The organism is Ectopseudomonas alcaliphila (assembly GCF_900101755.1).
In the GTDB taxonomy this organism is placed as follows: domain Bacteria; phylum Pseudomonadota; class Gammaproteobacteria; order Pseudomonadales; family Pseudomonadaceae; genus Aquipseudomonas; species Aquipseudomonas alcaliphila.
Genome location: NZ_FNAE01000001.1, coordinates 708,394 through 734,047 on the forward strand (window position 1 = coordinate 708,394; position 25,654 = coordinate 734,047).

The following is a 25,654-nucleotide window of genomic DNA, read 5'->3' on the forward strand; positions in this document are numbered from 1 at the left end:
CGCAGATTTAAAGCCCTGTTTTTACAGGGCTTTTTCATTTCCGGGTTTTGGAAGTGTCGATAAAGTGTCGACGATGGGATTCAGCCGTAGCGCGTCCTGCAGGTGATCGGGCGACAAGTGTGCATAGCGCATGGTCATCGTCACAGAAGAGTGTCCCAGGACCTTCTGCAAGGTCAGGATATTGCCACCGGCCATAACGAAGTGACTGGCGAAGGTGTGCCGCAGAACGTGCGTAGCTTGTCCGGCCGGTAGCGTGATCGAGGTCGATTGCAGCACTCGACTGAAATGCCGGATGCAGTTCGGGAACGCCCCGTACTCCTTGAAGTAGTCCAACAGCATTCGCTCCAGAGCCGGCGCGATCGGCACGGTTCGGGTGCGTCTCGACTTGGTGTTGGCGAAGGTCACGGCGCCATTCTTCACCCTGGATGGCACCAGCCCCTGAGCCTCACCCCAACGTGCCCCGGTGGCCAGACAGACGCGAGCGATCAGCGCCATATGCGTGCAGTTCGGGTAGTTGTCGAAGGCCTCCAGCAGCTCGGTTATCTGTTCCTGGGTCAGATACGACAGCGGGCGTTCCTGCAGGCGTAACGGACGCACCTTGGCCAACGGGTTCGGGTAGTCGATATCGCCCAGGCGATGCAGCTCGTTGAATACCGACTTAACATAGCCCAGGCGGTTGTTCAGCGTCTTGCCGTTGATGCCTTCAACCAGCAGCTTGCCGCGCAGGGTGCAGAACTGGTCAGCGGTGAACTTGGCCGCTATCGGGTCGCCCAGGTCATGAGCGATGTTCGCCAGCACCTGCTTCAAGCGCTTGGAGTCGGCCAGGGTGTGGCCGTGCAGATCGTAATAGCGGGTGAACACCTCAGAGAGCTTGCGGCGGTCCTTTGGCTTGGGTGCCCAGTCGGGCGTTTCCATCACCTTGGCCCTGCAGGACGTTTCGAACCGTTGCGCCTCAGCCTTGGTCTTGAACGTCTTGCGGAAGCGCCGCCCCTTGATGGGTTCTACATCGACCTTCCAGCGCCCGTCAGGCTGTTGGATGATCGCCATCAGATCGCCCTGCCCCACCTTACGTGCCGTTCCTCCAGGATGTTCTTGAGGTGCTTGTACAGTCCATCCTCATCCATGCCCTTGGCGGCGTAGTGGTCACGAATCACCGGCCAGCATTCCCAATCCTTGAGCCGGTAAAAACCCTTTCTAGCGCCCACTCGCTCCCGTGCCAGCAGGCTTACGAAGTTTCCCAGGAACAGTTCCACGTTCTTGCCGGAGAAGCCCCGAGACGTTTTGTAGTTGCGCTTGTACTCAGTGTCATCGAGCAGCGAATCGACCGGCAGATCGACGCGGGCGTCTTCACGTAGCAGGGTCCAGATCGGTTCGTAGTACCCAGGGCGAGCCAGCAACTTGAATTGCTGCATGCCGTAGCGCCAGAGGCCATCCAAGTGCGGTGTGAAGGCGGCATAGCTGTTCGTGTCGATGGCGTTACCGGTGTGCAGATCGACCGAGCCGCTGGCGAATTGCTGGATCACCGAATGGTGGTAACGCAGCTCGATACGCCACACGGTCTGGTCCCGGTTGTAGTTGTCCGGGTCGCCTTCGTCGAAGCTGTCACGACGCCGCCAGACGCCTTCCCAGTAATCGAGCTTGTCGGTGGCCTTGGCCTGTTCGGTTTTGTTGTAGATCGCCAGTTGGACGCCACCGGCAGAGCCGAACATGTAGGTCTCACCACGACCGTAAACGCTGCTTTTGGTCTCCCAGGTAATTTCCTTGATGCCAGAGATATCGCGAGCGGATCGGGCGCGGCAGTGCATGCGGGCGACCAGATCAGCGGGCGGTTGCCAGCCTTGAACATCCAGGGCGAGATGCACCGCGCATTGGTTGCGTTCAATGTGGGTGAGGATCTGCTCGGCGTAGAAATCCATGCGGGCCTGGAGGCGCTCGGGCGACAGACTGTCGATGGCATGGGGTGACACTTCGATTTTCAGGTGTGGGCCGATGTTCTCGACTTTGGCGTTGTAGTTCTTGAGCAGCAGCACGAAGCCCAGGTCGGCGTTCTGCAGCTTGTACTGGTAGCCCGAATCCTTGCTGACACGGCCTGCATGCCAACGCTCCCCCGCGAAGTCGACGATGGTGCCGGGTTTGTCGAACAGGCACAGCAGCTCCGGCCGGAGCAGGCCACGGTACAACTGGCGAACGGTATCGACGCCGCAGTGCAGCAGGCGGACTTTCGACAGGTCAACGATACGGGCGCTGCCCGGGTCTACGAACAGCCGGCCAGTTGCATCTTCACGCGCCAGCATGTCGAGTCTCAGGAAGTCTTTTGGCTTTTTCACTTGGTCACCTATTGCTGATTACTGCGGAAGTTTTCGTCTTACTTTCTGACGTGTTACAGGGGCGTCAGCGGGCCGGCGGCGCGCACCCGCGCTCGTGCCTCGCACGCAACCCCACCGCCGGCCCGCATCCTTCGTCTGTCACTGTCCAGGCGCTCGGCGAGGGGCTTCCTGGGCTCATCATGGAGACCCAGTTATTCCCCCAGGCGGACAGCAGCAGGTAGAGGATCAACGCGAGAAAGCCCGGCAGGGTTTCAGGTGTGGGCGGGAGCAGATGCAGGCGGGAACGCCCAGGATCAGACGTGGAGGTTTCGCGGTGCTGGCGGGCGTTGAAGATCAACACCAAGGGCTTTGCCCTTGTCATCCCACTCTTGCCGCCGAGGGCTCGGGAGCGCGGGGCGGTGAAGCTGCCCCACTCTCCCGTGGTCAGGCTTGTTTTCATGGCGTGGGGTCAAGGGTTCGCTGCGCCCGTGCTTCCGTTCGCCGGAACGGTGGAGCTGTTCCGACGAGCCGGGAGCGCGGCCCCTGACCCGGAACCATCGGCGGAATGGGTCAGGGTCATACGGCCCAGTACGTTGCCGGAACCATGCCGGTCGCGGTGCCGCATCGCCCTGATAGTGCGGATGTTCGTAAAGAACACCTCATTCGGAAAGTCGTCGCTGCCGTTCAAATCCAGGGTCATGAAGCAACCATGCGGATACACCCCCTCAACGGGCAGCATGACGCCGACGATGTGCAGGCAATGCCAGACGGTCTGCGGTTCATCATCCCAGTACAGTTCGACCAGAACGGTCTGGCCGATGTAGCCGATAGCGCTTGCGGCATCCAGGGTCAGGCCAGTGCTAGTCATGGTCATAGTCCCCCGCGTCAAAGGCGTCCTTTCCGCTCAGCAGATCAGCCTGCAGGCGGCTGACGTTGATGAAGCGCTGATCGCCCAGCTTCACGCTTGGCAGGGTGCCGTTCTGTACCCAACCGCGCACCTCTTGTTCCTCAACGCCGCAGGCGGTGGCGAAGGTATCGATGGCGCACAGATCGCGGCCTATTACGTGTGTCATGGCGTGGGCTCCTTTGCTGGCTTGTCCTGGGCGTAGCTCGCTTCCAGGCGAATGACGACTTCCGAGTTCATCGAACGGCGCGAGGCGAAGGCGGACTGTTCGATCTTGGCGCGCAGCTCGGGCGGTACGCGCAGCTTGAATTGCGGGTCTGTTCGGCTCACAGCGTCCACTCCTGTTCCAGTAGCTGGCGGGTCAGCAACGCCACGTTGACCATGGTGCGTTTGCCGACCTTCTGCGAAGGCAGGTAGTTACGTTCTACCCAGGTGCGTACCACGATGGGTTCGTCGCCCATGCCGATCCACTCGGCGAACTTCTGCCACGGCATCAAGGGCGGTGCACCGTGCAGCTTTTGCGGGTCGAGACCTTCCGTATCCATAAGCTTTAATCCACTATGTTCGGCATTAATAAGCAACCAACGACATGGGTAATAGCTACCCATAGAGTGATTGTTACCCATCCCCCACGATGGAGCAATTACTACTCAGGAAATATTTTCTATATGGAAAGCGCAGCCGATAGAGCACGCGTATTGATCAAGCTGGTAGGCCCGAAAAAAGCAAGCGAACAAGGCGGGGATTACGAGCGGTGGAGAAACGTCAGCAAGGGCGCTGTACGCGTAAGCGCGGACGAGATCGACGTACTGGTGAAGATTTACCCCCAGTACGCCCTATGGCTGGCTAGCGGGAAGACTGCGCCGGAGATCGGCCAAACCAGCCCAGCCTACGACGAAGCCAACCGAAACTTGAGCCAACCCAACGCGGGATAGCGATCACCCAGGAAACAGCTAGGCGCTGGTATGCCCGGAAAATGGAAAGCACTTGTAAGGACACATAATGAAAGCAGCCGTAACCGCCCTAGCCGCATTCATGGCTATAAGTACGTGCATGACAGCGATGGCGGCACCTAGACAAGAAACTGGCTATTACACCTCTGAAAGGCGTGAAGGGCTTAAAACTTACAAATCACAAAAACGATTCAATTGGATGACTGAGAATAACCAGATCATCTTTTCAACAGTTTGTATGAATGAGAGAAGCGGAAGCATTGAATACCGCGAGTGCCGTAAAAGAGCAAAAGAGTATTTCAAAAGAAAGTGCAACGTAAGCGATGATCGATTTTGCCATGCCAGCAGGAACTTCAACCCACTATAAAAAATTAAAACGAAAACTTTACTTCTTCATCTTCCGAGAAAGCCACGAATAGGCTTTATTTAGGTCAACACCTAGCCCCATGAAATTCGGCTGCAGCATTAAAGGATTGGAGTCTGCGGCCTTGTGCATGGCGACCTGTTGCTGCATCTCAAATTCTCTTCGCGCCTTAACTGTCAACTTTAATGCGTGTTGAAAGTACATATTACCCTTCAATAAAACCTCGCGCTCCCATTCCCAACGAATGAGGGACTCCTTAATACAAATATAATCACGCTTAAACTTTGGATGAGGATAATAGTGCCCCTTAGCTTCAGATATAGAGACGACACCATTATCGATTGCTGCACCCAAGAGCGGAGCAACTGACTCCTCTCTCAATACATACAAGCAAAAATCATCCTCTGGATAGTCGTATAATCGACCCAATAAATCGGAAATCGCTTCTTCATCCTTAAAATCGCTATTTTCGTGCACCCACAACCTTGTTCTAACAATGCTATCGGGCACTATATCAGGAAACACAAGAAGCTCTTCAGAATCAGCCATCTCAGCAACCACCAGAATATATTAATCTAGCAACCTAAATGAAGTTCGAGAAATCGAGCGCCTACGAGAGAAGCGCTCGATTAACATCCAAGCTAGCTTGAACGCCCTGAGCCTCCACAACAGCCACAAGATGAACCAGATGGGAGAGCAGAAACAGTATTTGCTCTAGCCTCAAAAGAAAGGCTTTCATTCGCCATAACAAGCTTAGTACGCTTAATTGTTACAGTGATAAATTCGTCAGACTTCCCTGAGATAGAAAACTCTTTCTGGTAGCGACTTTCCCCACTATTGTAAAAATCCGAAACCGCCTGCTTTATTGAATCTTCTTTCATAATATCAACCTCTCCTTATTAAAGTTTCTTAATACTATCCTGACTTAGCCTCTCAGCCTCTAAAGACCGATAAAACTGTGTAGCAGCTCTATTTTGCTTAAGAAGAGTATCGCCACCATGATCAAACCCAGGGACAATCTGACACTTCATCACAGACTCATAATGATCCGTGAACTGATCCCTAAATGTTCTTTTTATGACGCCCTCATCTATCATCCCACCTTCACAACAAAGCGCAACCAACTCCAAAGTATTGACAACCTTTATTATGTCAGGCGTTACCGGATCAAGATGATTGATTTTCGTCAAAGTCGCCATGTGATCCCATAACGGAATCAACAACTGTCTTTGCGCTAATAATTTTTGACTTTGATGAACTTTATAAGCGACATAAACTGCTGTAGCTGTAGCCAAACCAGACAGAGCAGCGCCGAGAGATGACGCCATAGCCATTACATGTATAGCTTCCATATGCCTTTAAGTCCGTTTATATATAAATTAGAATAGAAAATTTGCCATATCTCAAAAAGAACAATAGAGACGATACACTGGCACAACGCCGTCATAGCTAGACGCTACTGCGCCTACACCTGCACTGTCTAGCTGTTGTGTCGAAAAAGTGTCGAAAACACTGCAAGGGATAGCGGAAAAATGCCGTCTTGGGCAGGCTACAAGGCCAGTAAAGCCGGGCGTTGCGGATCACTGCACAGGCCTGGAAAGGGTTCGATTCCCGCCAGCCATCACAGTATCCTCGCGCCAGTTGCTTCACACCGCGAAAAGGAATTCCCAATGAACGACCACAAATTCTTCACCAAACGCAGCATCCAGCTGTGCCGACTGATTCTGCTGGCAGCCACTCTCTACAGCGGCTTCCTGTTTGCACTGTATCTGTGGAGTGGCGAGTTTTCGGAAGCACTGAGCCATCTCGCCACCACGATGTTGCTCCTGTTTTTCTGGTCGCTACAGCCTCTAGCGAAGCTCGTACAAAAATCCAGCGCTTCGGCAAAACAGCAATGAGCATTGATGAAAGAGGGTTGATTTAAGGATGTTCTGAAAAAGCCATTTATCGTCACTCCCGCGAAGGCGGGAGCCCAGATGATTCGTCGGTTCTGGATGCCCGCCTGCGCGGGCATGACGGCTTTCAGTGCGACCCTAATCGCCTCCCCCGCCCAAGAATCAAATCTATCCCCAGCCTCACGCGACCCGGTTCAGCATCAACAACTCGAATCCGCAGGTGCGCCGCCCTTGACTTGTAATCGTGCGACACAGCGATAGGCAAGGCAGCGACGATCAGCTTGTACAAGATTTCGACGCCCCTCTCCGATACTCAACACGCCCGCAAGCACGCCATTAATCGCCTAGCACAACCCACTCCAGGCCTTGAATTTTAGCCACAGCAAGCTCATAAGCCCGATCTAGAGCGGCAAAGTGCCATCAATTAGCTTCGCCAAGCCTGCCCATTGAAAAGCCCTAATAGCTATACAAACGCAAAATCCTGTACAAGGTCGCAGCAGGCCGGGTGTGTGAATCGCGCAAGCCGCGCGGCGTTGTCTGCATCTTGAGGAGTAACCGCATGAATTCCCCCATGAGTATTGCTCAGCGTCTGAGCCTGGGCTTTGGCCTGGTGCTGTCGCTGATGATTCTGATCACGCTCATCGGTGTGCAGCGCGTCGGTTTCATCGACGAAACGCTGACCGCCGTCAGCGATGGCGCCGCGCTGAAGCAGCGCTACGCAATCAACTTTCGCGGCAGCGTGCATGATCGCGCCATCGCCATTCGCGATGCGGTATTGGATGGTGATGGGGCGGCGTTGGCCGGGCACCTGGGCGAGATCCAGCGTCTGGACCGCTTCTATCAGGAGTCGGCGCAGGCCATGGAAACGCTGCTGGCGAAACAGGCGCCCACTGCAGCGGAACAGCGTCTGCTGGAGAATATCAAGACCATTGAGCGCAGCACGCTGACGCTGACCGAGCAGTTGATCAACCTACGCCGCGACGGCAACCAGGCAGCACTGCCGCTGTTGATGGAGCGGGTTTCTCCGGCTTACAGCGAGTGGCTCAAGCACATCAATGCCTTTATCGATCACCAGGAAGAGGTGATCAGCCAGGACCTGGGCGAGGTGCGCGAGGTGGCGGGTGGCTTCCGTTTGCTGATTTTGCTGGTCACGGGCGCTGCATTGCTGCTGAGCGTGGGCATCAGCCTGTTGATCATCAACAAGTTGAAATCGACCCTGGGCGCCGAGCCGCACCGGGTCGCGCAGGTGATCCAGCAATTAGCCAAGGGCGAGCTCGATCAGCAGATCGAAACGCAGTATCCCAAGAGCGTGATGGCGGACCTGCAGAACATGGTGCGCCACCTGAGCGACACCATCGCGCAGGTACGCAGCGCGGCAACGGAGCTGACTCATTCGTCGGATCAGTTGATGGCCACGTCCGACAGCAACAACCAGCAGATTCGCCTGCAATCGAGCGAGGCCGAGCAGATGGCCACGGCGATCAACCAAATGGCCGCCACGGTCAGTGAGGTGGCCAACTATGCCGCCAGCGCGGCGGCCGCCACACGCAATGCCGGCGGTGAGGTGACCATTGGCAATCGCGTGGTGAACGAGACGGCAACCGCCATCCAGACATTGGCGCGCACCCTCGAAAGTGCAACGCAGAGCGTGCAGCAGGTTTCCACCGACAGCGAGAGCATCGAAAAGATCATCGAGGTGATCACCTCCATCGCCGAACAGACCAATCTGCTGGCGCTCAACGCAGCCATCGAGGCTGCCCGCGCCGGTGAACACGGCCGAGGCTTTGCCGTGGTGGCGGACGAGGTGCGTTCCCTGGCGACCCGCACGCAGGACTCGACACGGGAAATTCGCGGCATGATCGCCAAGCTCCAGGAAGGCGCCGGCAAGGCTGCAGAAGTGATGCTCGAGAGCCGCCAACTGGCGCAGAAGACCGTCGAGCAGACCGTGCTGGCCGAACAGGCGCTGAGCAAGATCAGTGATGAAGTGACCGCGATCAATGACATGAACACGCAAATCGCCAGCGCCTCGGAACAGCAAAGCGCGGTCGCCGAGGAGGTCAACCAGAACATCAGCCGCATCCACAACGCGACCCTGGAAACCTCCGCCGGCTCGGAGCAGGTGGCGGCCTCCAGCCAAGAGCTGGCAACCCTGGCGAACCGCCTGACCGACAAGGTGAGCTTCTTCAAGGTGCGGGCAGCCTGAAGACGCAGCGCGGGTGACGGCCAGCCGTTCGGGCGACTGCATCGATGCCTTTGCACGACGCCCGACGCTTCTGGTTTATCGCTGTCTTGATCAGGCAGTAGTTACCTCAAGCCCGCGCTGCCCCCTCGCCAAAGCACTGATCCAACCGGAACTTCTGCCCACCAACGCCACCAGAACCCTATACGTCTTTTTCTGGAGGCCCTGGCGATGGAACAGTGGAATATCTGGCTCGAGCGCGATCTCTGGCTCAACGTCGCGATCGTGGTGGTCGCCACGGTGCTGATCTACAGCGTGCTGCGTACCCTGGTGAATACGCTGCACAAGCGGCTCAAGGCCTGGTCGAAGGATCAGGACGGCAACTGGCAGCACTTCGTCGCCATGGTGATCGGGCGAACCAGCCGCGTATTGCTGCTGGCCTTTTCCCTGTTGTTGGCGTTGCGTCTGCCGGAGCTGCCCGGCAGTTGGCACAGCGCCCTTAGCCACACCTGGTTCGTCGCCCTGGCCTTGCAGGTGGCGCTGTGGGTCGATACTGGCGTGCGCCTGTGGTCGCGCAGCCTGGTGATGGGCAAGAGTGGCGGCAGCTACAACCCGGTGATGACCACCATCATCAGCATCATGATCCTGATCGTGGTGTGGTCGGTGATGCTGCTGTCGATCCTGGCCAATCTGGGGGTGGATATCACCGCGCTGGTGGCCAGCCTGGGTGTTGGCGGTATCGCCGTGGCGCTGGCGGTGCAGACGGTGCTCGGCGATGTGTTCGCCTCGCTATCCATTGGCGTCGACAAGCCGTTCGAGATCGGCGACTTCGTGGTCTTCGGCGAGGTGGCCGGGACCATCGAGCATATCGGTCTGAAGACCACGCGCATTCGTAGCCTCAGCGGTGAGCAGGTGGTCTGTGCCAATGCCGACCTGCTGCGCCAGGTCGTGCGCAACTACAAGCGCATGAACACCCGGCGTATCGTCTTCAAGTTCGGCATCAACTACGACACGCCCAGCGACAAGGTGCGTCAGGTATCGGAGAAGGTCGGCGATATCATCCGCGCCACGCCCATGGCCAGGTTCGACCGCGCGCATTTTCTCGGTTTCGATGAAAGCCAGCTGACCTTCGAGGTGGTCTATATCGTGCTCACCTCGGATTACAACCAGTACATGGACATCCAGCAGGAGATCAACCTGCAGTTGCTCGATGCCCTGCGCGAGCTGGATGTGCGCTTCGCCCTGCCCCGTCGCGATTTGCGTCTGGTGGGCGAGAGGATGCCGGTACTCAAGGTCGCCGGCCTGCCGCAGCAGTTGGAGAACGAGGGCGGCGACTCGGATCAGCGCTTGCCGAAGTTCAGCTAATTGCGAAGGCCGGAGGGCGTCAGCGCTGCTTGCAGGCTGACGCCCTGAGCGCAGCCAATGCGCCAAGCAGCCTGCAATAAAGGCTTCTAGCCATCACGCAAGCATTTGAAAAACCTGAAATTTTCATCTTCACATCGACAGCGGTGACGGCTACTCTGCCGCCCCATGATTCGACGCCTACTGCCCCTGCTTTGCTGTTTCACAGCCCTTTCCCTGCACGCCGCACCCGCCACTTTCGCCGAGGCCAAGCGCCTGGCCTGGCCGTTGTATGAGCAGCAGTCCACCGAGTTCTATTGCGGCTGCAAGTACAGCGGCAATCGGGTCGATCTGCGTTCCTGTGGTTACACGCCACGCAAGAATGCCAATCGCGCCCAGCGCATCGAGTGGGAACATATCGTCCCGGCCTGGGTGATCGGCCATCAGCGTCAGTGCTGGCAGAAAGGCGGCCGCAAGAACTGCGCGGCCAACGATGCGCAGTTCCGCAGGGCCGAGGCCGACCTGCACAACCTTGTGCCGAGCATCGGCGAGGTGAATGGCGACCGCAGCAACTACAGCTTCGCCTGGCTGCCGCAGAAGCCGCACCAGTACGGACAGTGCGAGACGGTGGTGGACTTCAAGGCGCGCAAGGTGATGCCGCGCCCGGCCATCCGCGGAATGATCGCGCGCACCTATTTCTACATGGCCGACCGCTACAAGCTGCGCCTGTCGAAACAGGATCGACAGCTTTATGAGGCCTGGAGCAAGGCCTACCCGCCCAAGGTCTGGGAGCAGCAGCGCAACCAGCAGGTGGCCTGCGTGATGGGCTGGGGCAACCATCACGTCGGCAGCGTCGACTTGAGCGCCTGCCGCAAGAACCCGTGAGACCAGAGGCCTGCGCTCAGCCCCGAGGGCTGTTCAGGCGCAGGCGTGGCAAACGCACCTCGAGCAGGCGTGCAGCCTGCAGGACCTTGTGATCCTGGAAGCGTCCGGCGACCAACTGCAGGCCAACCGGCAGACCACCATTATCCAGGCCACAAGGTAGCGAAGCGGCCGGCTGCTGGGTCAGGTTGAAGGGATAGCTGAAGGGCGTCCACTGCGTCCACTCGCTGAATCGCCCCCCCACAGGCACCTCTACACCAGCCTGGAACGGAGCGATGGGCATCATGGGTGTCACCAGCAGGTCGTAGCGCTCATGCAGCTGCGCCATCTGCGCCGTCAGCTCGGCCCGCTCGCGGCGGGCCTGCAGGTAGCGCTGCAGACTGATCTCACAGCCCTGCTCGGCGATACGACGGAAGCCTGGGTCGAGCTGCGCACGCTGTTGCGCGTCGAGTCGGCCGAGAGTCTGACTCGCGCCGGCGTACCAGAGCGTCGTGAAAGTCTCCTGCGGGTTGTTGAAACCCGGATCGACCCGCTCCACCTGAGCGCCCAATTCGCGCAGCAGCAACACCGCCTGCTCGACACACGCCCGAATGTCAGGAGCGACCTCGACGTATCCGAAATCGAGACTGACCGCTACGCGCCAGCCTTTCAGACTGCTAGGTGCCGGCACCAGCCAGTCGCCGCCGCGCGGATTACCCAGGTAGCCATCGCGCGGATCAGGCTGCGCCATGACACTCAGCATCAGCGCACTGTCGTCGGCGCTGCGGGTCATCGGCCCGAGATGCGAGAGCGTGCTCATCGCGCTGGACGGCCACTGCGGCACCCAGCCGAACGTCGGCTTGATGCCAAAGGTGCCGGTAAAGCTGCACGGAATACGAATCGAGCCACCGGCATCGCTGCCCTGGTGCAGCAAGCCGAGGTTCAGTGCAGCCGCCGCACCCGCCCCGCCGGATGACCCGCCCGGCGTCAACGCCAGGTTCCACGGGTTGCGGGTGATGCCATGCAACGGGTTGTCGGTTACCCCCTTCCAGCCGAACTCCGGCGAGATGGTCTTTCCGATCAGCACCGCGCCGGCTTTGCGCAAGTGCGCGACAACAGGTGCGTCGGTGTCCCAGGGACCAGTCGCCGAGCTGGTGGCCGAGCCCAAGCGTGAGGGCATGCCCCGAGTCAGCGTCAGGTCCTTGATACTGGTGGGAATACCATCGAGCGGCCCGCAGGGCTGCCCCGCCAGCCAGCGCGCCTCGGAAGCGCGTGCGGCCTGCATCGCTCCCTCGGCATCGACATGACAGAAGGCATTCACCTGCGGGTTGTAGCGTTCAATACGTGCCAGGCAGTCCTCAAGCAGTGCGACCGGGGACAGTGCCTTGCGCCGAAACAGCGCCAGCGCCTCGACGGCTCCGAGGGCGGCCAACTCACTGACGGCATCGGTTTGCGGATTCATCGGGTTTCCTCCTGATATCACGACTCGACAACGCCAGCCGCGCGCAGCATGGCGCGCAGCAGCACGTCGCAACCTGCCGCCAGGTGCTCGGCACTGGCGTTCTCGATCTCGTTGTGACTGATCCCCCCTTCGCAGGGCACGAAGATCATCGCCGCCGGAGCGATACGGCCGACAAAAATGGCGTCGTGACCGGCGCCGCTGACGATATCCATATGCGACAGGCCGAGTTCGCGGGCGGCATCACGCACCGCTTCGATGCAGGGCTCGGCAAAGGGCTGCGGAGCGAAATCCGCCGTAGGCGTCAACGTGTGTCCCAGGCTTCTGCGCTGGGCGACCTCGCCCACTGCCAAGCGCACATCGGCGACCATCGCCTCAAGCCGTTCGGAACAGAGGTGGCGCAGGTCGATGCTCATCTCCACACGGCCAGGAATGACGTTACGCGAACCGGGGTGCACGTTCAGATAGCCGACCGTGCCGCGTGCGTCTGGCTGGTGCGTTTCGGCAATGCGGTTGACTGCCTGTACCAGTTCGGCAGCGCCGAGCAGTGCATCCTTGCGCAGGTGCATGGGCGTCGGCCCGGCATGCGCCTCGACACCCGTGAGGACTAGGTCGAACCACTTCTGGCCTAGCGCGCCAAGCACCACACCGATGGTGGTATCGCAATCCTCCAGGATCGGCCCCTGCTCGATATGCGCCTCGAAATAGGCCTGGACCTGATCCGGGCTGACCGAGTCGCTGCCGGCATAACCTATTGCCTGCAGTGCCTCGGCAACGCTGACACCGTCGGCATCGCATCTCGCCAGCATCTCGTCCAGTTCCAACTGCCCGGTGAAAACCCCCGAGCCCATCATGCAGGGCGCAAAGCGACAGCCTTCCTCGTTGCTCCAGACCACCACCTCGATCGGCGCGCGCGTCTGGATGCCGTGCTGGTTCAGACTGCGCAGCACCTCCAGCCCGGCCATGACCCCATAGCAACCATCGAACTTGCCACCAGTGGGCTGGGTGTCGATGTGGCTGCCGGTCATCACTACCGCTGCCTGCGGGTCGCGTCCCGGGCGCCGGGCGAACAGGTTGCCGATGGCATCGATACGAATCTCGCAGCCTTCTGCCCGGCACCACTGGATAAACAGGTCACGTGCCTGGCGATCCAGTTCCGTCATGGCCTGGCGGTTGACGCCACCCTTGGCCGTGGCGCCCAGGCGCGCCAGATCCATCAGCGATTGCCACAGGCGGTGTTGATCGACGCGCGGCACGGCCGCACGCTGGAAGCTTTCGATTGCGATGGTCATTTCAGTACTCTCTGTGTAGCGGGCACCGATGGGCTCAGGTGGGCTCCATCAGACGCCGTGACAGGACTTGTTCATAGGTCGGCAACGGTGAGTCGGCGGCCAGCGCATTGGAAGCCTCGCCGCTGACCAGCATCTGCGCCGCCATCTGCGCCTCCAGGGCGCTCATGTGGTGCTCGGCGTCACACATGTGCTCGCTCATCAGGGCGCGCACTTTCTCGCGATCCGCTTCGCGATAGGCATCTATCAGTTGCTGGTGATAATCTTGGTTGGCCTGGTCGAAAGCCTTGCGCTCGGGTTTGTAGGCCTTCTTGAACACCACCAGGTCACGCAGCATGTCGTTGAGGAACTGGCACATGAAGGCCAGCAGTGGATTGGGGCAGGCCCGAGCCAGGATGTTATGGAACTCTAGTTCGAGAATACGCTGGCGCCGCTGCTCTTCCTCGCCCTCATGGCACTGCCGGCAGGCCGCCAAATTGGCCTCGAGCGAGGCAATGTCACCCTCACCCAGTTGCCCCACCACGGACATCGCCAGCTCCACCTCGAGCAGCTTGCGCAACTGATAGACCTGCTCGCCATCGAGCTTCTGGAAGTGCAGGAAGTTGCGCAGTGTGCGGCTGGCAGGCTCGGTGGTTGGCGGGTTGATGACCGCACCGCCCCCGGGCCCGGTGCGCAGACTGACCAACCCTTCGACCTCGAGGATCTTGAGCATCTCGCGGATGGTGCCCTTGGCGCAGCCGAACAACTCCATCAGGGTCTTCTCGTTCGGCAGCCGGTCACCAGCGCCCAACCGCTCGCTGGCAATCCAGCGCTTGACGTCTTCGGCGATCAGCTCGGCCAGTTTCTGGCGTTTGGGGCGATTGGGTGCAGCCATGATCTTGTTCGTTTCCATGATTGGTCTGGCGGCCGCCATGGCCGCCAGAGGGTTGGGTTCTACCTGGCGGACGTCGCTGGCGTCACCTCGGTGAGCGGCGCACGACCATCATCCAGGGTCTCCGGATGGTACTCAGCATCATAGTCATCACGCGCCTCGGCGAAGCGCTCGACCACCTGCCGGTCATGACGCTGCAGACACAGGCTCAGCACCACGAACACCGCGCTGTTCAACAGTAACCCCCAGACACCGGCGTGATAGCCAAGCGGAGCACGGAACGCCGGCACGAAGGTCATCAACAGCACGCAGGCCACTCCCGCCAGCAAGCCCCAGATGGCTGCCATGGGGTGCGCCCGACGCCAGGTAATGGCACCGACAGTGGGCACGATCAGTTGCGCCGTACCTGCCAGGGCAGCAATACCGATGGTCACCAGTACGCCGGGCACCGTCAGCGCCATCACATAGGCAATCAGCGAGAACAGCACCAGCGACCAGCGGCCGACGCTGACGATGCGCGCCTGCGAGGCGTTGCGATCGATGTAGCGCTGATAGATGTCCATGGTCACGATGGTCGAAACCGCATGTATCTGCGAGTTGGCGGTGGACATCGCCGCCGAGGCGCCTGCCGCAAGGATCAGCGAGGCCAGTACAAAAGGGGCGTACTTCATCAGCATGATCGGCAGGATCTGGTCGGGGTTGGCCACGCCGGGTTCGAGCAGCACACCGGTGTACCCGGACAGTATCGAGCCGACGTAGGCGAAGGCCGCGACACCGAGCAGGAACGGCATCAGATTGAACAGCCGCCCGCTTTTCACCGAGTACATGCGCAGCCAAATCTGCGGCCCCATGAAAGCGCCGACTGCAGTAATCAGGAACAGCGAGAACCACATCGGATAACCCATGCTGCCGTTCGGCCCTGGCAGCGTCAGATGCGCCGGTGAGCTGGCCTGCAACTGGGCGAACAATGCGCCAGGGCCACCCACCTGACTGGAGATGTAGTAGCCGGCGTACATCATGCCGAAAAACAGCAGAGCGCCGTAGATCACGTCGGTCCAGGCGATGGCGCGGATGCCGCCCACCCAGACATAGACGATGATCACGAAATAGAACAGCAACGCCGCCAGCCAGAACTTGATCACTCCGCCCGAGGCGACCTCGATCAGGTAGGCACCGCCGGTGAGCTGGATCTGCAGGTAGGGAATGGTGAACACCAGGGCGATGGCTGCCACCACGATGCGCAACGCCTCGCTGTTGTAGAAGTCGCCGAGCAGGTCGGAGGGTGTCAGGTAGTTGAAGCGTTTGCCAAGGAACCACACGCGCTTGCCGACCCAGTAGTACATCAGGCCGAACAACAGGTTCCAGGCCAGCGCGGTCAGGTAGACCGGGCCGTTGGTGTAGAACGTGGCGTTCGAACCGAGGAAGGCAAAGGCGCTCCACCAGGTGGCGGCGACGGTGAAGAACACCGCAACGCTGCCCATGCCACGCCCCTGGACGAAGAAGTCTTCACTGGTCGCCACCGACTGCTTGGCGGAAACCAGGCCAACGATCATCGGAATGATCATGAAGGCGGCAATGATCAGAATGCTGGCTGTCATGGCTCAGGCCTCCCCAGCGCGCGGAGAACCGGAGCGGCTGCCCCAGTTGCACCAGTAACCTACGAGGAACAGCAAGGTGATGACCGACCACCACAACAGGTTCCAGAAGAACAGGAAGGGCATACCTAGGACGAATGGATCGGCCATGTTGGCCAACATCACCAACGGACTCTCGAGCATGACGAAGCCAAGAAGGATGCCGGCGTACAGAGCCAGCTTGAGCGGAGTGAAGCGTCGTTTCATGGTTGGGTACCTTTCTTGTTGTAGCTGCGATGCAGCCGTGTGGCAGGACCAAAAACCGATAAACGGAGCAGTGCTTAATTTTTTATATTTATACGAATAAATAGACTAATTATCGCCACACGCTTCGACTGTCAAGCCCCAAAACCACAGACAACCCACCCAAAAGCACCGAGCGGCCCCTCCCCAGGCATTCCCCTCTCCCACGCTAGCCCTGACGCTGCAACTCGCGGCGCACCATGTTGGCGAACTCCGGCGGGCTGAGCTGGTACAGCTCCTGCGCCACCCAGGGTAGCCAGCGCCCTTGCAGCTCGGCCTTGCGCGCCAACAGGCGCTGGGCCTCGGCTTCGGCGCGGGCCTGGTGTTCGCGGTGGTAGTCGGCACGGCTCGGTTTTTCTGTACTCACGCTGTTGCCCTTTTCCTCATGCGCGGCAGAGCAGGCATAATCGCCGCCTGTTCGCCCATTTCGACCGTCATCAATGCGCATCCACGTCAGCTTCATCGACCGCGTCGGCATCACCCAGGAAGTCCTGGCGCTGCTTGGCGGGCGCAATCTGAACCTCGATGCGGTGGAGATGGTACCGCCAAACGTCTATATCGACGCACCGACCCTGAGCGCCGCGGTGCTCGAGGAGCTGCGCGGCGCGCTGCTGCAGGTGCACGGCGTGCAGAGTGTGGAGGTGGTGGACATTCTGCCCGGCCAGCGTCGCCGCCTGCAGCTCGATGCCTTGCTCGCGGCCATGCCCGACCCGGTGCTGGCGGTGGATGACCGCGCTACCGTGCTACTGGCCAACCCGGCTCTGGTGGAGTTGTGCGGCCGTACGCCCGAAAGCCTGAGCATCGCCGCGTTGTTCGCCGATGACGCACTGCAGCAATCGCTGCTCGCCGCCGGTTTTCACCAGCCGCTGCGCGAGGTGCATTTCGCCGGCCAGCCGCTGCTGCTCGATGCCCAGCCGATTACCGAGGACGGTCGCCTTACCGGCGGCCTGCTCACCCTCTATGCACCGAGCCGCATGGGCCAGCGTCTGGCCGCGCTGCATCACGACCATGCCGAGGGCTTCGACTCGCTGCTCGGTGAATCGGCGCCTATCCGTGCGCTCAAGGCCCGCGCGCTGCGCGTGGCGTCGCTCGATGCGCCGCTATTGATCCACGGCGAGACCGGTACCGGCAAGGAGCTGGTGGCGCGCGCCTGTCATACCGTCAGCGTGCGCCGCACTGCGCCCTTCCTGGCCCTGAACTGCGCCGCCCTGCCGGAAAACCTGGCCGAGAGTGAGCTGTTCGGCTACGCCCCTGGCGCCTTTACCGGCGCCCAGCGCGGCGGCAAGCCGGGGCTGCTGGAGCTGGCCAACCAGGGCACGGTGTTTCTCGACGAGATCGGCGAAATGTCGCCCTATCTGCAGGCCAAGCTGCTGCGCTTTCTCAGCGACGGCAGCTTCCGCCGCGTCGGTGGCGACCGCGAGGTGAAGGTGGATGTACGCATCCTCAGCGCCACTCACCGTGATCTGGAAAAGATGGTGGCCGAAGGCAGCTTCCGTGAAGACCTGTTCTACCGCCTCAACGTGCTCAACCTGGAAGTGCCGCCGCTGCGCGAGCGTGGCCAGGACATTCTGCTGCTGGCCCAGCACTTCATGGCCCAGGCTTGCGCGCAGATCCAGCGCCTGCCCTGCCGCCTGGCACCGGCCACCTTTCCGGCGCTGCTGGCCGGGCGCTGGCCGGGCAACGTGCGCCAATTGCAGAACGTGATCTTCCGCGCCGCCGCCATCTGCGACAGCAACTGGGTAGAAATGGATGACCTGGATATCGCCGGCACCGAAGTGGCGCCGAAGGTGGAAGGGGAAGTCGCCAGCCTGGAACAGGCCATGGACGAGTACGAGAAGGCGCTGCTGGAAAAGCTCTACGACAGTCATCCATCCAGCCGCCAACTGGCCACGCGCCTGGGCACCTCGCACACTGCCATCGCCAAGCGGCTGCGCAAGTACGGGATACCGGGCAAGCACTGACGCACTCGCCCGGTGGGTTAGGCGCGTGCCTTAAGTACTGATGATCTCGCCTACTGCGCCGTAACCCACCATTGGCGTAACGCGGAAGACCGCCCGGTGGGTTACGCGACGCACAACGACCGCAGTGCCTGAACGTTCGCCGACTGGCGCCGCTAACCCACCCTACGGTTATGACCGCACTCGCCCTCCGCCATCGCCAAGCCATGTAGGGTGGGTTAGGCGCTTGTCGCAAATACAGGTGACCCCACAGGTTCTGCCGCGCCGTAACCCACCATCGGCGCAACGCGGAAGATCGCCCGGTGGGTTACGCGGCGCACCACCACCGCACTGTCAGATCGTTCATCGATCAGCGCCGCTAACCCACCCTACGGTTCTCGGCGTTGAGTCAGATCGGCGTGGTGCTGGTCGGCACCTTGATCACCCCGCAGGCCACGCGCGCACCACCGCCGCCCAGCGGTTGCGGGTGATCGGCATGATTGTCACCGCCGGCGTGAATCATTAGCGAACGATTGTGCAGGTCTTGCAGGCTCTTGAGGCGCGGCGCCAGCACCGGCTGGCTGGCGTTGCCATCCTCGGTGACGAGCAACGCCGGCAGATCGCCGAGGTGGGCGTTGTCCTCCCAGGGGAAACCGTGGCGCCCGGCCTTTTCCGGGTCCCAGTGGCCGCCTGCCGCGCCGGCCGGCGTCAGTTTGCCGTCCACTTCCGCCGCATTGCAGTTGGCCTCGGTGTGCACGTGGAAGCCATGCACGCCCGGCTCCAGGCCCTGCAGTTGAGGGGTGAAAACCAGGCCATAGTCCGACTGGCTGATGGTCACGGTGCCAACAGGCGCGCCAGTGCCATTTTCGGTAGCCTGTTCGAGGGTCACTGTAACTGTCTCGCTGGCCTGCAGACTGGTGGCGCCGAGTAGCGCGAATGCCAGAGGAATAAGGGGTCTCATGGTCGATCTATCTCCTTGTTGATTAAGCCTCCCAGTTACCGACCCTCGATGCACCTGAGCGGTTCCAGTTAGATGACGTATCGATATCATTCCACCGTAACGATTTAGCAACAAACTAGCGAAAGCCGCGCCCTGTCTGGTGCGACTTCGACTTTTCCATTTGCGACGCCTGGATTCGTAGCGATATCGTTCCAGAGGACTGTATACAACACCCAGAAATATAATTAAGTGATTGATTTAATTGATTATTTTTACATTGGCACCGGCATTGCAAACGCTCTCGCAACCTGCCCGCCACCTAGAAGCGGACACCATTACCCCCCTGAGGAATTGACATGAGCGAGTTGCGTTTCACCGCCGATCACGAATGGCTGCGTCTGGACAACGATGGTCTGGTTACCGTCGGCATCACCCATTACGCCCAGGACGCACTCGGCGATGTGGTTTATGTGCAACTGCCGGAAGCCAAGTCCTACGCTCGGGGCGAGGAAGTGGCCGTGCTGGAGTCGGTGAAGGCCGCCAGCAACATCGTCATGCCGCTGGACGGTGAGATCGTCGAGGTCAACGGCGACCTGGAAGGCAGCCCGGAGCTGGTCAACGAGTCGCCGCTGGACAAGGCCTGGTTCTTCCGCATGCGCCTGGCCGACAACGCCGTGCTGGCCGACCTGCTGGACAAGGCCGGCTATGATCGTCTGTTGAACGCCAACGCCGACGCCTGAGTGACCGCCATGACCAAGCTCGATACCCAGAACGAATTCATCGCCCGCCACATCGGCCCGCGCGATGCCGACACCGCCGCCATGCTCGAACTGCTCGGCTATGACTCGGTCGACGCGCTGACCGGTGCCGTGATTCCCGAGAGCATCAAGGGCACCAGCATCCTCGGCGAGCAGCCGGGCCTGTCGGAAGCCGACGCCCTGGCCAAGATCAAGGCCATCGCCGCCAAGAACCTGCAGTTCAAGAACTTCATCGGCCAGGGTTACTACGGCACCCACACGCCGAGCCCAATCCTGCGCAACCTGCTGGAAAACCCGGCCTGGTACACCGCCTACACCCCCTACCAGCCGGAAATTTCCCAGGGCCGCCTGGAAGCGCTGCTGAACTTCCAGACCCTGATCAGCGACCTCACCGGCATGCAGATCGCCAACGCATCCCTGCTCGACGAAGCCACCGCTGCCGCCGAGGCCATGACCTTCTGCAAGCGTCTGTCGAAGAACAAGGCTGCCAACACCTTCTTCGTTTCCCAGCACTGCCACCCGCAGACCCTCGACGTGCTGCGCACCCGTGCCGAGCCGCTGGGCATCGACATCGAAGTCGGCGACGAAGCCGCCATCACTGACGCCAGCGCCTACTTCGGCGCGCTGCTGCAGTATCCGGCGAGCAACGGTGACATCTTCGATTACCGCGCCCTGGTCGAGCGTTTCCACGCCGCCAATGCCCTGGTCGCCGTAGCCGCCGACCTGCTGGCCCTGACCCTGCTCACCCCGCCGGGCGAGTTCGGCGCCGACGTTGCCCTGGGCAGCGCCCAGCGCTTCGGTGTGCCGCTGGGCTTCGGTGGCCCGCACGCCGCCTACTTCGCCACCCGCGACGCGTTCAAGCGCGACATGCCGGGGCGCCTGGTCGGCATGTCGGTTGACCGCTTCGGCAAGCCGGCCCTGCGCCTGGCCATGCAGACCCGCGAGCAGCACATCCGCCGCGAGAAGGCCACCAGTAACATCTGTACCGCGCAGGTGCTGCTGGCCAACATCGCCAGCATGTACGCCGTGTACCACGGCCCGAAAGGCCTGACCGCCATCGCGCAGCGCGTGCACAGCTTCACCGCCATCCTCGCCCTGGGCCTGACCAAGCTGGGCCACAGTGTCGAGCAGCAGCACTTCTTCGACACCCTCAGCATCAAGACCGGCGCCAAGACCGCCGAGCTGCATGCCAAGGCCCGTGCCGCCGGCATCAACCTGCGCGAGATCGACGCCGAGCGTCTGGGTCTGTCGCTGGACGAAACCACCGACCAGGCCACCGTCGAGGCGCTGCTGAACCTGTTCGCCGCTGACCAGGCCGCCCCTGCCGTCAGCGACCTGGCCGCACAGATCGCCAGCCGCCTGCCGCAAGGCCTGCTGCGCCAATCCGCCATCCTGCAGCACGAAGTGTTCAACCGCTACCACAGCGAAACCGAGCTGATGCGCTACCTGCGCAAGCTGGCCGACAAGGACCTGGCCCTGGATCGCAGCATGATCCCGCTGGGTTCCTGCACCATGAAGCTCAACGCCGCCAGCGAGATGATCCCGGTGACCTGGCCGGAATTCGGCAACCTGCATCCTTTCGCGCCGGTCGAGCAGGCCGCCGGTTACACCCAGCTGACCAACGAACTGGAAGCCATGCTCTGCGCCGCCACCGGCTACGACGCCGTGTCGCTGCAGCCCAACGCCGGCTCCCAGGGCGAGTACGCAGGCCTGCTGGCCATTCGTGCCTACCACCTGAGCCGTGGCGACGATCAGCGTGACATCTGCCTGATCCCGCAATCGGCTCACGGCACCAACCCGGCGACCGCCTCCATGGCCGGTATGCGCGTGGTGGTGACCGCCTGTGATGCGCGCGGCAACGTCGACATCGCCGATCTGAAGGCCAAGGCCGAAGAGCACAAGGATCGTCTGGCCGCGATCATGATCACCTACCCGTCCACCCACGGCGTGTTCGAGGAAGGCATCCGCGAGATCTGCCAGATCATCCACGACAACGGCGGCCAGGTTTACATCGACGGCGCCAACATGAACGCCATGGTCGGCCTCTGCGCGCCGGGTCAGTTCGGCGGCGACGTGTCGCACCTGAACCTGCACAAGACCTTCTGCATCCCGCACGGTGGCGGCGGCCCGGGCGTCGGCCCGATTGGCGTCAAGTCGCACCTGGCGCCGTTCCTGCCGGGCCATGCTCACATGGCACGCAAGGAAGGTGCAGTCAGCGCCGCGCCGTTCGGCAGCGCCAGCATCCTGCCGATCACCTGGATGTACATCACCATGATGGGCGGCAACGGCCTCAAGCGCGCGTCGCAGATGGCCATTCTCAACGCCAACTACATCGCCCGTCGCCTGGAAGAGCACTACCCGGTGCTGTACTCCGGCGAAGGCGGCCTGGTGGCGCACGAGTGCATCCTCGACATCCGTCCGCTCAAGGACAGCAGCGGCATCAGCGTCGACGACGTGGCCAAGCGCCTGATCGACTTCGGTTTCCATGCCCCGACCATGTCCTTCCCGGTGGCCGGCACGCTGATGATCGAGCCGACCGAGAGCGAGTCCAAGGAAGAGCTGGATCGCTTCTGCGACGCCATGATCGCCATCCGCGAGGAAATCCGCGCGGTCGAGCAAGGCCGCCTGGACAAGGACGACAACCCGCTGAAGAACGCCCCGCACACCGCCCTGGAACTGGTTGGCGAGTGGCACCACGCCTACAGCCGCGAGCAGGCCGTGTACCCGCTGGCGAGCCTGATCGAGGCCAAGTACTGGCCGCCGGTAGGCCGCGTGGACAACGTTTACGGCGACCGCAACCTGGTCTGCGCCTGCCCGTCCATCGAGGCGTATCAGGACGCGTAAGCACGGTGAAATACTGTAGGAGCCAGCTTGCTGGCGATCACGGCAACCGCCATCGCCGGCAAGCCGGCTCCTACATAACCTCGTGCCCCGGATTGCATCCGGGCTACATCCACCCCGATTCCTTTCGGCTCCCCTCACCGGGGCGGGCCGACTGCATCCCGAGAAAAACGATAAAGAGGGCCTCACCATGTTCAGCAAGCACGACCAACTGCAGGGCTATGACGATGCCCTGCTCGCGGCGATCCAGGCCGAAGAACAGCGCCAGGAAGACCATATCGAGCTGATCGCCTCGGAAAACTACGCAAGCCAGCGCGTGATGCAGGCGCAAGGCAGCGGCCTGACCAACAAGTACGCCGAAGGCTATCCGGGCAAGCGTTACTACGGTGGCTGCGAGCACGTGGACAAGGTCGAGGCGCTGGCCATCGAGCGCGCCAAGCAGCTGTTCGGCGCCGACTACGCCAACGTGCAACCGCACTCGGGCTCCTCCGCCAACAGCGCCGTGTACCTGGCGCTGCTGAGCGCGGGCGACACCATCCTCGGCATGAGCCTGGCCCACGGCGGCCACCTGACCCACGGCGCCAAGGTGTCGTCCTCGGGCAAGCTGTACAACGCCGTGCAGTACGGTATCGACGAGAACGGCCTGATCGATTACGCCGAGGTCGAGCGTCTGGCCATCGAGCACAAGCCGAAGATGATCGTCGCTGGTTTCTCGGCCTACTCGCGCGTGCTGGACTTCCCACGTTTCCGCGCCATCGCCGACAAGGTGGGTGCACTGCTGTTCGTCGACATGGCCCACGTCGCCGGCCTGGTTGCCGCTGGCCTGTATCCGAACCCGATTCCCTTCGCCGACGTGGTCACCACCACCACCCACAAGACCCTGCGCGGCCCACGTGGCGGCCTGATCCTGGCGCGCAGGAACGAAGAGATCGAGAAGAAGCTCAACTCCGCCGTGTTCCCTGGCGCCCAGGGCGGCCCGCTGATGCACGTGATCGCGGCCAAGGCGGTGTGCTTCAAGGAGGCGCTGGAGCCCGGCTTCAAGGCCTACCAGCAGCAGGTGATCGACAACGCGCGCGGCATGGCTGCAGTGTTCGTCGAGCGCGGCTATGACGTGGTCTCCGGCGGTACCGACAACCACCTGATGCTGATCAGCCTGGTCAAGCAGGGCCTGACCGGCAAGGCGGCCGATGCGGCACTGGGCGACGCTCACATCACCGTGAACAAGAACGCCGTGCCGAACGACCCGCAGTCGCCGTTCGTCACCTCGGGCATCCGCATCGGTACCCCGGCGGTGACTACTCGCGGTTTCAAGGAAGGCGAGTGCCGCACCTTGGCCGGCTGGATCTGCGACATCCTCGACGACCTGGAAAACCCGGCCGTGATCGAGCGCGTGCGCGGCCAGGTCGCCGACCTCTGCGCCACCTTCCCGGTCTACGCTGACTGACACCAGACTCACCACGGGCCGCGCGGCGGCCCCAACCGGTGCGCGCGACGCACCCAACAGGAAATCGACATGACCACTGAAACTCTCGCCAAGACTCCGCTGCACGCCCTGCACCTCGAACTCGGCGCACGCATGGTGCCCTTCGCCGGCTACGACATGCCCGTGCAATACCCGCTGGGCGTGATGAAGGAACACCTGCACACCCGCGACGCCGCTGGCCTGTTCGACGTTTCGCACATGGGCCAGATCCTGCTGCGTGGCGAAAACGCCGCGCGCGCTCTGGAAACCCTGGTGCCGGTGGACATCATCGACCTGCCGGTGGGCGTGCAGCGCTACGCCATGTTCACCGACGCCCAGGGCGGCATCCTCGACGACCTGATGGTCGCCAACCTGGGCGACGACACCCTGTACCTGGTGGTCAACGCTGCCTGCAAGGATCAGGACCTGGCCCACCTGCAGAAACACATCGGCGAACAGTGCCAGATCGAGTGCCTGTTCGAAGAGCGCGCCCTGCTCGCCCTGCAAGGCCCGAAAGCGGTCGACGTGCTGGCCCGCCTGGCCCCGGAAGTGAGCAAGATGACCTTCATGCAGGTCGCCCGTGTGCGCCTGCTGGGCAGCGAGTGCATCGTCAGCCGCAGCGGCTACACCGGCGAAGACGGTTTCGAGATCTCCGTCGCCGTCGATCAGGCCGAAGCCCTGGCGCGCAGCCTGCTGGCCGAAGTGGAAGTCGAGGCCATCGGCCTGGGGGCGCGTGACTCACTGCGCCTGGAAGCCGGCCTGTGCCTCTACGGCCACGACATGAGCAGCGCCACCACACCGATCGAAGCCAGCCTGCTGTGGGCCATCTCCAAGGTGCGTCGTGCCGATGGCGAGCGCGCCGGCAACTTCCCGGGCGCCGAGCGCGTGTTCGAGCAGCAACAGAAAGGCGTGGCGCGCAAGCGTGTCGGCCTGCTGCCGCAGGAGCGTGTACCGGTGCGTGAAGGCGCGGAAATCGTCGATGCCGATGGCACCGTGATCGGCCAGGTGTGCAGCGGCGGCTTCGGTCCGACCCTCGGCGCGCCGGTGGCCATGGGTTACGTCAACGCCAGCCATGTCGCCATCGACAGCGATGTCTGGGCCGTGGTGCGCGGCAAGCGCGTCGCGATGAAAGTGGCCAAGACCCCGTTCGTGCCGCAGCGCTACTACCGCGGCTGATCCGCAACGTAGCCCTGCTCTGTAGGAGCCGCGCCTCGCGTCGAATGCGTCGAAAGGCGCAAAAACTTCGCCTCGGGGCGAGGCTCCTACACTCATCGCGCGCCCTCTGCTCCGTAGTTCGTAGGGCGGGTGAAACCCGCCACATAACCCTGGCGGGTTGCACCCGCCCTACAGATGACTACTCCGTAGTCCGGATGAAATCCGGGGATGCCCTCAAAGGCTCCCGGATTGCATCCGGGCT

26 protein-coding genes are annotated in these 25,654 nt (G+C 61.5%); 10 read left to right on the plus strand and 16 right to left on the minus strand.

Annotated features, from left to right (window positions below; all coding sequences use genetic code 11):
- Positions 1–21: 21 nt before the first annotated feature.
- The 6 genes from BLR77_RS03410 to BLR77_RS03445 all read right to left on the minus strand — a co-directional run bounded on the left by BLR77_RS03410 (position 22) and on the right by BLR77_RS03445 (position 3,755).
- Complete coding sequence (locus BLR77_RS03410; protein WP_074676750.1) at positions 22–1,047, minus strand: phage integrase; 1,026 nt, start codon at positions 1,045–1,047, stop codon at positions 22–24.
- A complete protein-coding gene (locus tag BLR77_RS03415; protein ID WP_074675472.1) occupies positions 1,047–2,294 on the minus strand; it encodes a hypothetical protein in 1,248 nt (415 codons plus the stop codon). Before BLR77_RS03415 ends, BLR77_RS03410 begins: the two co-directional genes overlap by 1 nt.
- Before the next feature lie 481 nt (positions 2,295–2,775).
- The gene (locus BLR77_RS03430; protein ID WP_074676752.1) at positions 2,776–3,174 is read right to left on the minus strand and encodes a hypothetical protein; all 399 of its coding nucleotides are present in this window, start codon (positions 3,172–3,174) and stop codon (positions 2,776–2,778) included.
- Positions 3,167–3,379, minus strand: a complete 213-nt coding sequence (locus BLR77_RS03435) for a MerR family transcriptional regulator (RefSeq protein ID WP_013714358.1) — start codon at positions 3,377–3,379, stop codon at positions 3,167–3,169. The genes BLR77_RS03430 and BLR77_RS03435 overlap by 8 nt, the downstream gene beginning before the upstream one ends.
- The gene (locus BLR77_RS03440) at positions 3,376–3,540 is read right to left on the minus strand and encodes an Arc family DNA-binding protein (RefSeq protein ID WP_013714357.1); all 165 of its coding nucleotides are present in this window, start codon (positions 3,538–3,540) and stop codon (positions 3,376–3,378) included. The genes BLR77_RS03435 and BLR77_RS03440 overlap by 4 nt, the downstream gene beginning before the upstream one ends.
- The gene (locus BLR77_RS03445) at positions 3,537–3,755 is read right to left on the minus strand and encodes a hypothetical protein (protein WP_059390727.1); all 219 of its coding nucleotides are present in this window, start codon (positions 3,753–3,755) and stop codon (positions 3,537–3,539) included. The genes BLR77_RS03440 and BLR77_RS03445 overlap by 4 nt, the downstream gene beginning before the upstream one ends.
- A gap of 457 nt (positions 3,756–4,212) precedes the next feature.
- On the opposite strand from BLR77_RS03445, the gene BLR77_RS24975 reads away from it, so the two are divergent.
- Positions 4,213–4,530: a hypothetical protein gene (locus tag BLR77_RS24975; protein WP_139202870.1), complete on the plus strand. Its 318-nt coding sequence runs from the start codon at positions 4,213–4,215 to the stop codon at positions 4,528–4,530.
- An 18-nt stretch (positions 4,531–4,548) separates the two neighbouring features.
- Here the strand turns inward: BLR77_RS24975 and BLR77_RS03455 are convergent, their stop codons facing one another.
- The 3 genes from BLR77_RS03455 to BLR77_RS24985 form a co-directional block, all read right to left on the minus strand.
- Positions 4,549–5,076 (minus strand): hypothetical protein, encoded by a 528-nt coding sequence (locus tag BLR77_RS03455; protein WP_074675473.1) that lies wholly within the window; start codon positions 5,074–5,076, stop codon positions 4,549–4,551.
- A 92-nt stretch (positions 5,077–5,168) separates the two neighbouring features.
- On the minus strand, positions 5,169–5,408 hold the full coding sequence (locus BLR77_RS24980) for a hypothetical protein (RefSeq protein WP_139202872.1): 240 nt from the start codon (positions 5,406–5,408) through the stop codon (positions 5,169–5,171).
- A gap of 18 nt (positions 5,409–5,426) precedes the next feature.
- Positions 5,427–5,879 (minus strand): DUF4760 domain-containing protein, encoded by a 453-nt coding sequence (locus BLR77_RS24985; RefSeq protein WP_074675474.1) that lies wholly within the window; start codon positions 5,877–5,879, stop codon positions 5,427–5,429.
- A 318-nt stretch (positions 5,880–6,197) separates the two neighbouring features.
- Between BLR77_RS24985 and BLR77_RS25465 the strand changes: the two genes are divergently transcribed.
- The 4 genes from BLR77_RS25465 (at position 6,198) to BLR77_RS03480 (ending at position 10,827) form a co-directional block, all read left to right on the plus strand.
- On the plus strand, positions 6,198–6,425 hold the full coding sequence (locus tag BLR77_RS25465; RefSeq protein WP_156085545.1) for a hypothetical protein: 228 nt from the start codon (positions 6,198–6,200) through the stop codon (positions 6,423–6,425).
- A 556-nt stretch (positions 6,426–6,981) separates the two neighbouring features.
- Positions 6,982–8,625, plus strand: coding sequence for a methyl-accepting chemotaxis protein (locus BLR77_RS03470; RefSeq protein WP_074675476.1), 1,644 nt, complete (start codon positions 6,982–6,984; stop codon positions 8,623–8,625).
- Positions 8,626–8,832: 207 nt separating this feature from the next.
- Positions 8,833–9,966 (plus strand): mechanosensitive ion channel family protein, encoded by a 1,134-nt coding sequence (locus BLR77_RS03475; protein WP_074675477.1) that lies wholly within the window; start codon positions 8,833–8,835, stop codon positions 9,964–9,966.
- 165 nt (positions 9,967–10,131) lie between these two features.
- Complete coding sequence (locus BLR77_RS03480) at positions 10,132–10,827, plus strand: endonuclease (RefSeq protein WP_074675478.1); 696 nt, start codon at positions 10,132–10,134, stop codon at positions 10,825–10,827.
- Positions 10,828–10,843: 16 nt separating this feature from the next.
- Here BLR77_RS03480 and BLR77_RS03485 read toward each other — a convergent pair whose 3' ends face one another.
- The 6 genes from BLR77_RS03485 to BLR77_RS03510 form a co-directional block, all read right to left on the minus strand.
- Positions 10,844–12,265, minus strand: a complete 1,422-nt coding sequence (locus tag BLR77_RS03485) for an amidase (protein ID WP_074675479.1) — start codon at positions 12,263–12,265, stop codon at positions 10,844–10,846.
- A gap of 17 nt (positions 12,266–12,282) precedes the next feature.
- Positions 12,283–13,554 carry a Zn-dependent hydrolase gene (locus BLR77_RS03490; protein WP_074675480.1) on the minus strand — a complete coding sequence of 424 codons (1,272 nt, stop codon included), beginning with the start codon at positions 13,552–13,554 and terminating at the stop codon, positions 12,283–12,285.
- A 34-nt stretch (positions 13,555–13,588) separates the two neighbouring features.
- The gene (locus BLR77_RS03495) at positions 13,589–14,428 is read right to left on the minus strand and encodes a FadR/GntR family transcriptional regulator (RefSeq protein ID WP_083366040.1); all 840 of its coding nucleotides are present in this window, start codon (positions 14,426–14,428) and stop codon (positions 13,589–13,591) included.
- A 56-nt stretch (positions 14,429–14,484) separates the two neighbouring features.
- Positions 14,485–16,020: a sodium:solute symporter family protein gene (locus BLR77_RS03500; RefSeq protein WP_074675481.1), complete on the minus strand. Its 1,536-nt coding sequence runs from the start codon at positions 16,018–16,020 to the stop codon at positions 14,485–14,487.
- Between the two features lie 3 nt (positions 16,021–16,023).
- Positions 16,024–16,263, minus strand: a complete 240-nt coding sequence (locus tag BLR77_RS03505; protein ID WP_074675482.1) for a hypothetical protein — start codon at positions 16,261–16,263, stop codon at positions 16,024–16,026.
- Between the two features lie 205 nt (positions 16,264–16,468).
- Positions 16,469–16,666, minus strand: a complete 198-nt coding sequence (locus tag BLR77_RS03510; RefSeq protein WP_074675483.1) for a hypothetical protein — start codon at positions 16,664–16,666, stop codon at positions 16,469–16,471.
- A gap of 73 nt (positions 16,667–16,739) precedes the next feature.
- Here BLR77_RS03510 and BLR77_RS03515 point away from each other — a divergent pair, with 73 nt between their 5' ends.
- Entirely contained in the window at positions 16,740–18,260 is a 1,521-nt protein-coding gene (locus BLR77_RS03515) for a sigma-54-dependent transcriptional regulator (protein ID WP_074675484.1), read from the plus strand.
- A 385-nt stretch (positions 18,261–18,645) separates the two neighbouring features.
- Here the strand turns inward: BLR77_RS03515 and sodC are convergent, their stop codons facing one another.
- Positions 18,646–19,197: a superoxide dismutase family protein gene (gene sodC / locus BLR77_RS03520; RefSeq protein WP_074675485.1), complete on the minus strand. Its 552-nt coding sequence runs from the start codon at positions 19,195–19,197 to the stop codon at positions 18,646–18,648.
- A gap of 335 nt (positions 19,198–19,532) precedes the next feature.
- Here sodC and gcvH point away from each other — a divergent pair, with 335 nt between their 5' ends.
- The 4 genes from gcvH (at position 19,533) to gcvT (ending at position 25,413) form a co-directional block, all read left to right on the plus strand.
- The gene (gcvH, locus tag BLR77_RS03525; protein ID WP_074675486.1) at positions 19,533–19,916 is read left to right on the plus strand and encodes a glycine cleavage system protein GcvH; all 384 of its coding nucleotides are present in this window, start codon (positions 19,533–19,535) and stop codon (positions 19,914–19,916) included.
- A 9-nt stretch (positions 19,917–19,925) separates the two neighbouring features.
- Positions 19,926–22,778 carry an aminomethyl-transferring glycine dehydrogenase gene (gene gcvP / locus BLR77_RS03530; RefSeq protein WP_074675487.1) on the plus strand — a complete coding sequence of 951 codons (2,853 nt, stop codon included), beginning with the start codon at positions 19,926–19,928 and terminating at the stop codon, positions 22,776–22,778.
- 187 nt (positions 22,779–22,965) lie between these two features.
- The gene (glyA, locus tag BLR77_RS03535; RefSeq protein ID WP_074675488.1) at positions 22,966–24,219 is read left to right on the plus strand and encodes a serine hydroxymethyltransferase; all 1,254 of its coding nucleotides are present in this window, start codon (positions 22,966–22,968) and stop codon (positions 24,217–24,219) included.
- A 69-nt stretch (positions 24,220–24,288) separates the two neighbouring features.
- Complete coding sequence (gene gcvT, locus BLR77_RS03540; protein ID WP_074675489.1) at positions 24,289–25,413, plus strand: glycine cleavage system aminomethyltransferase GcvT; 1,125 nt, start codon at positions 24,289–24,291, stop codon at positions 25,411–25,413.
- The last annotated feature ends 241 nt before the right edge of the window (positions 25,414–25,654 follow it).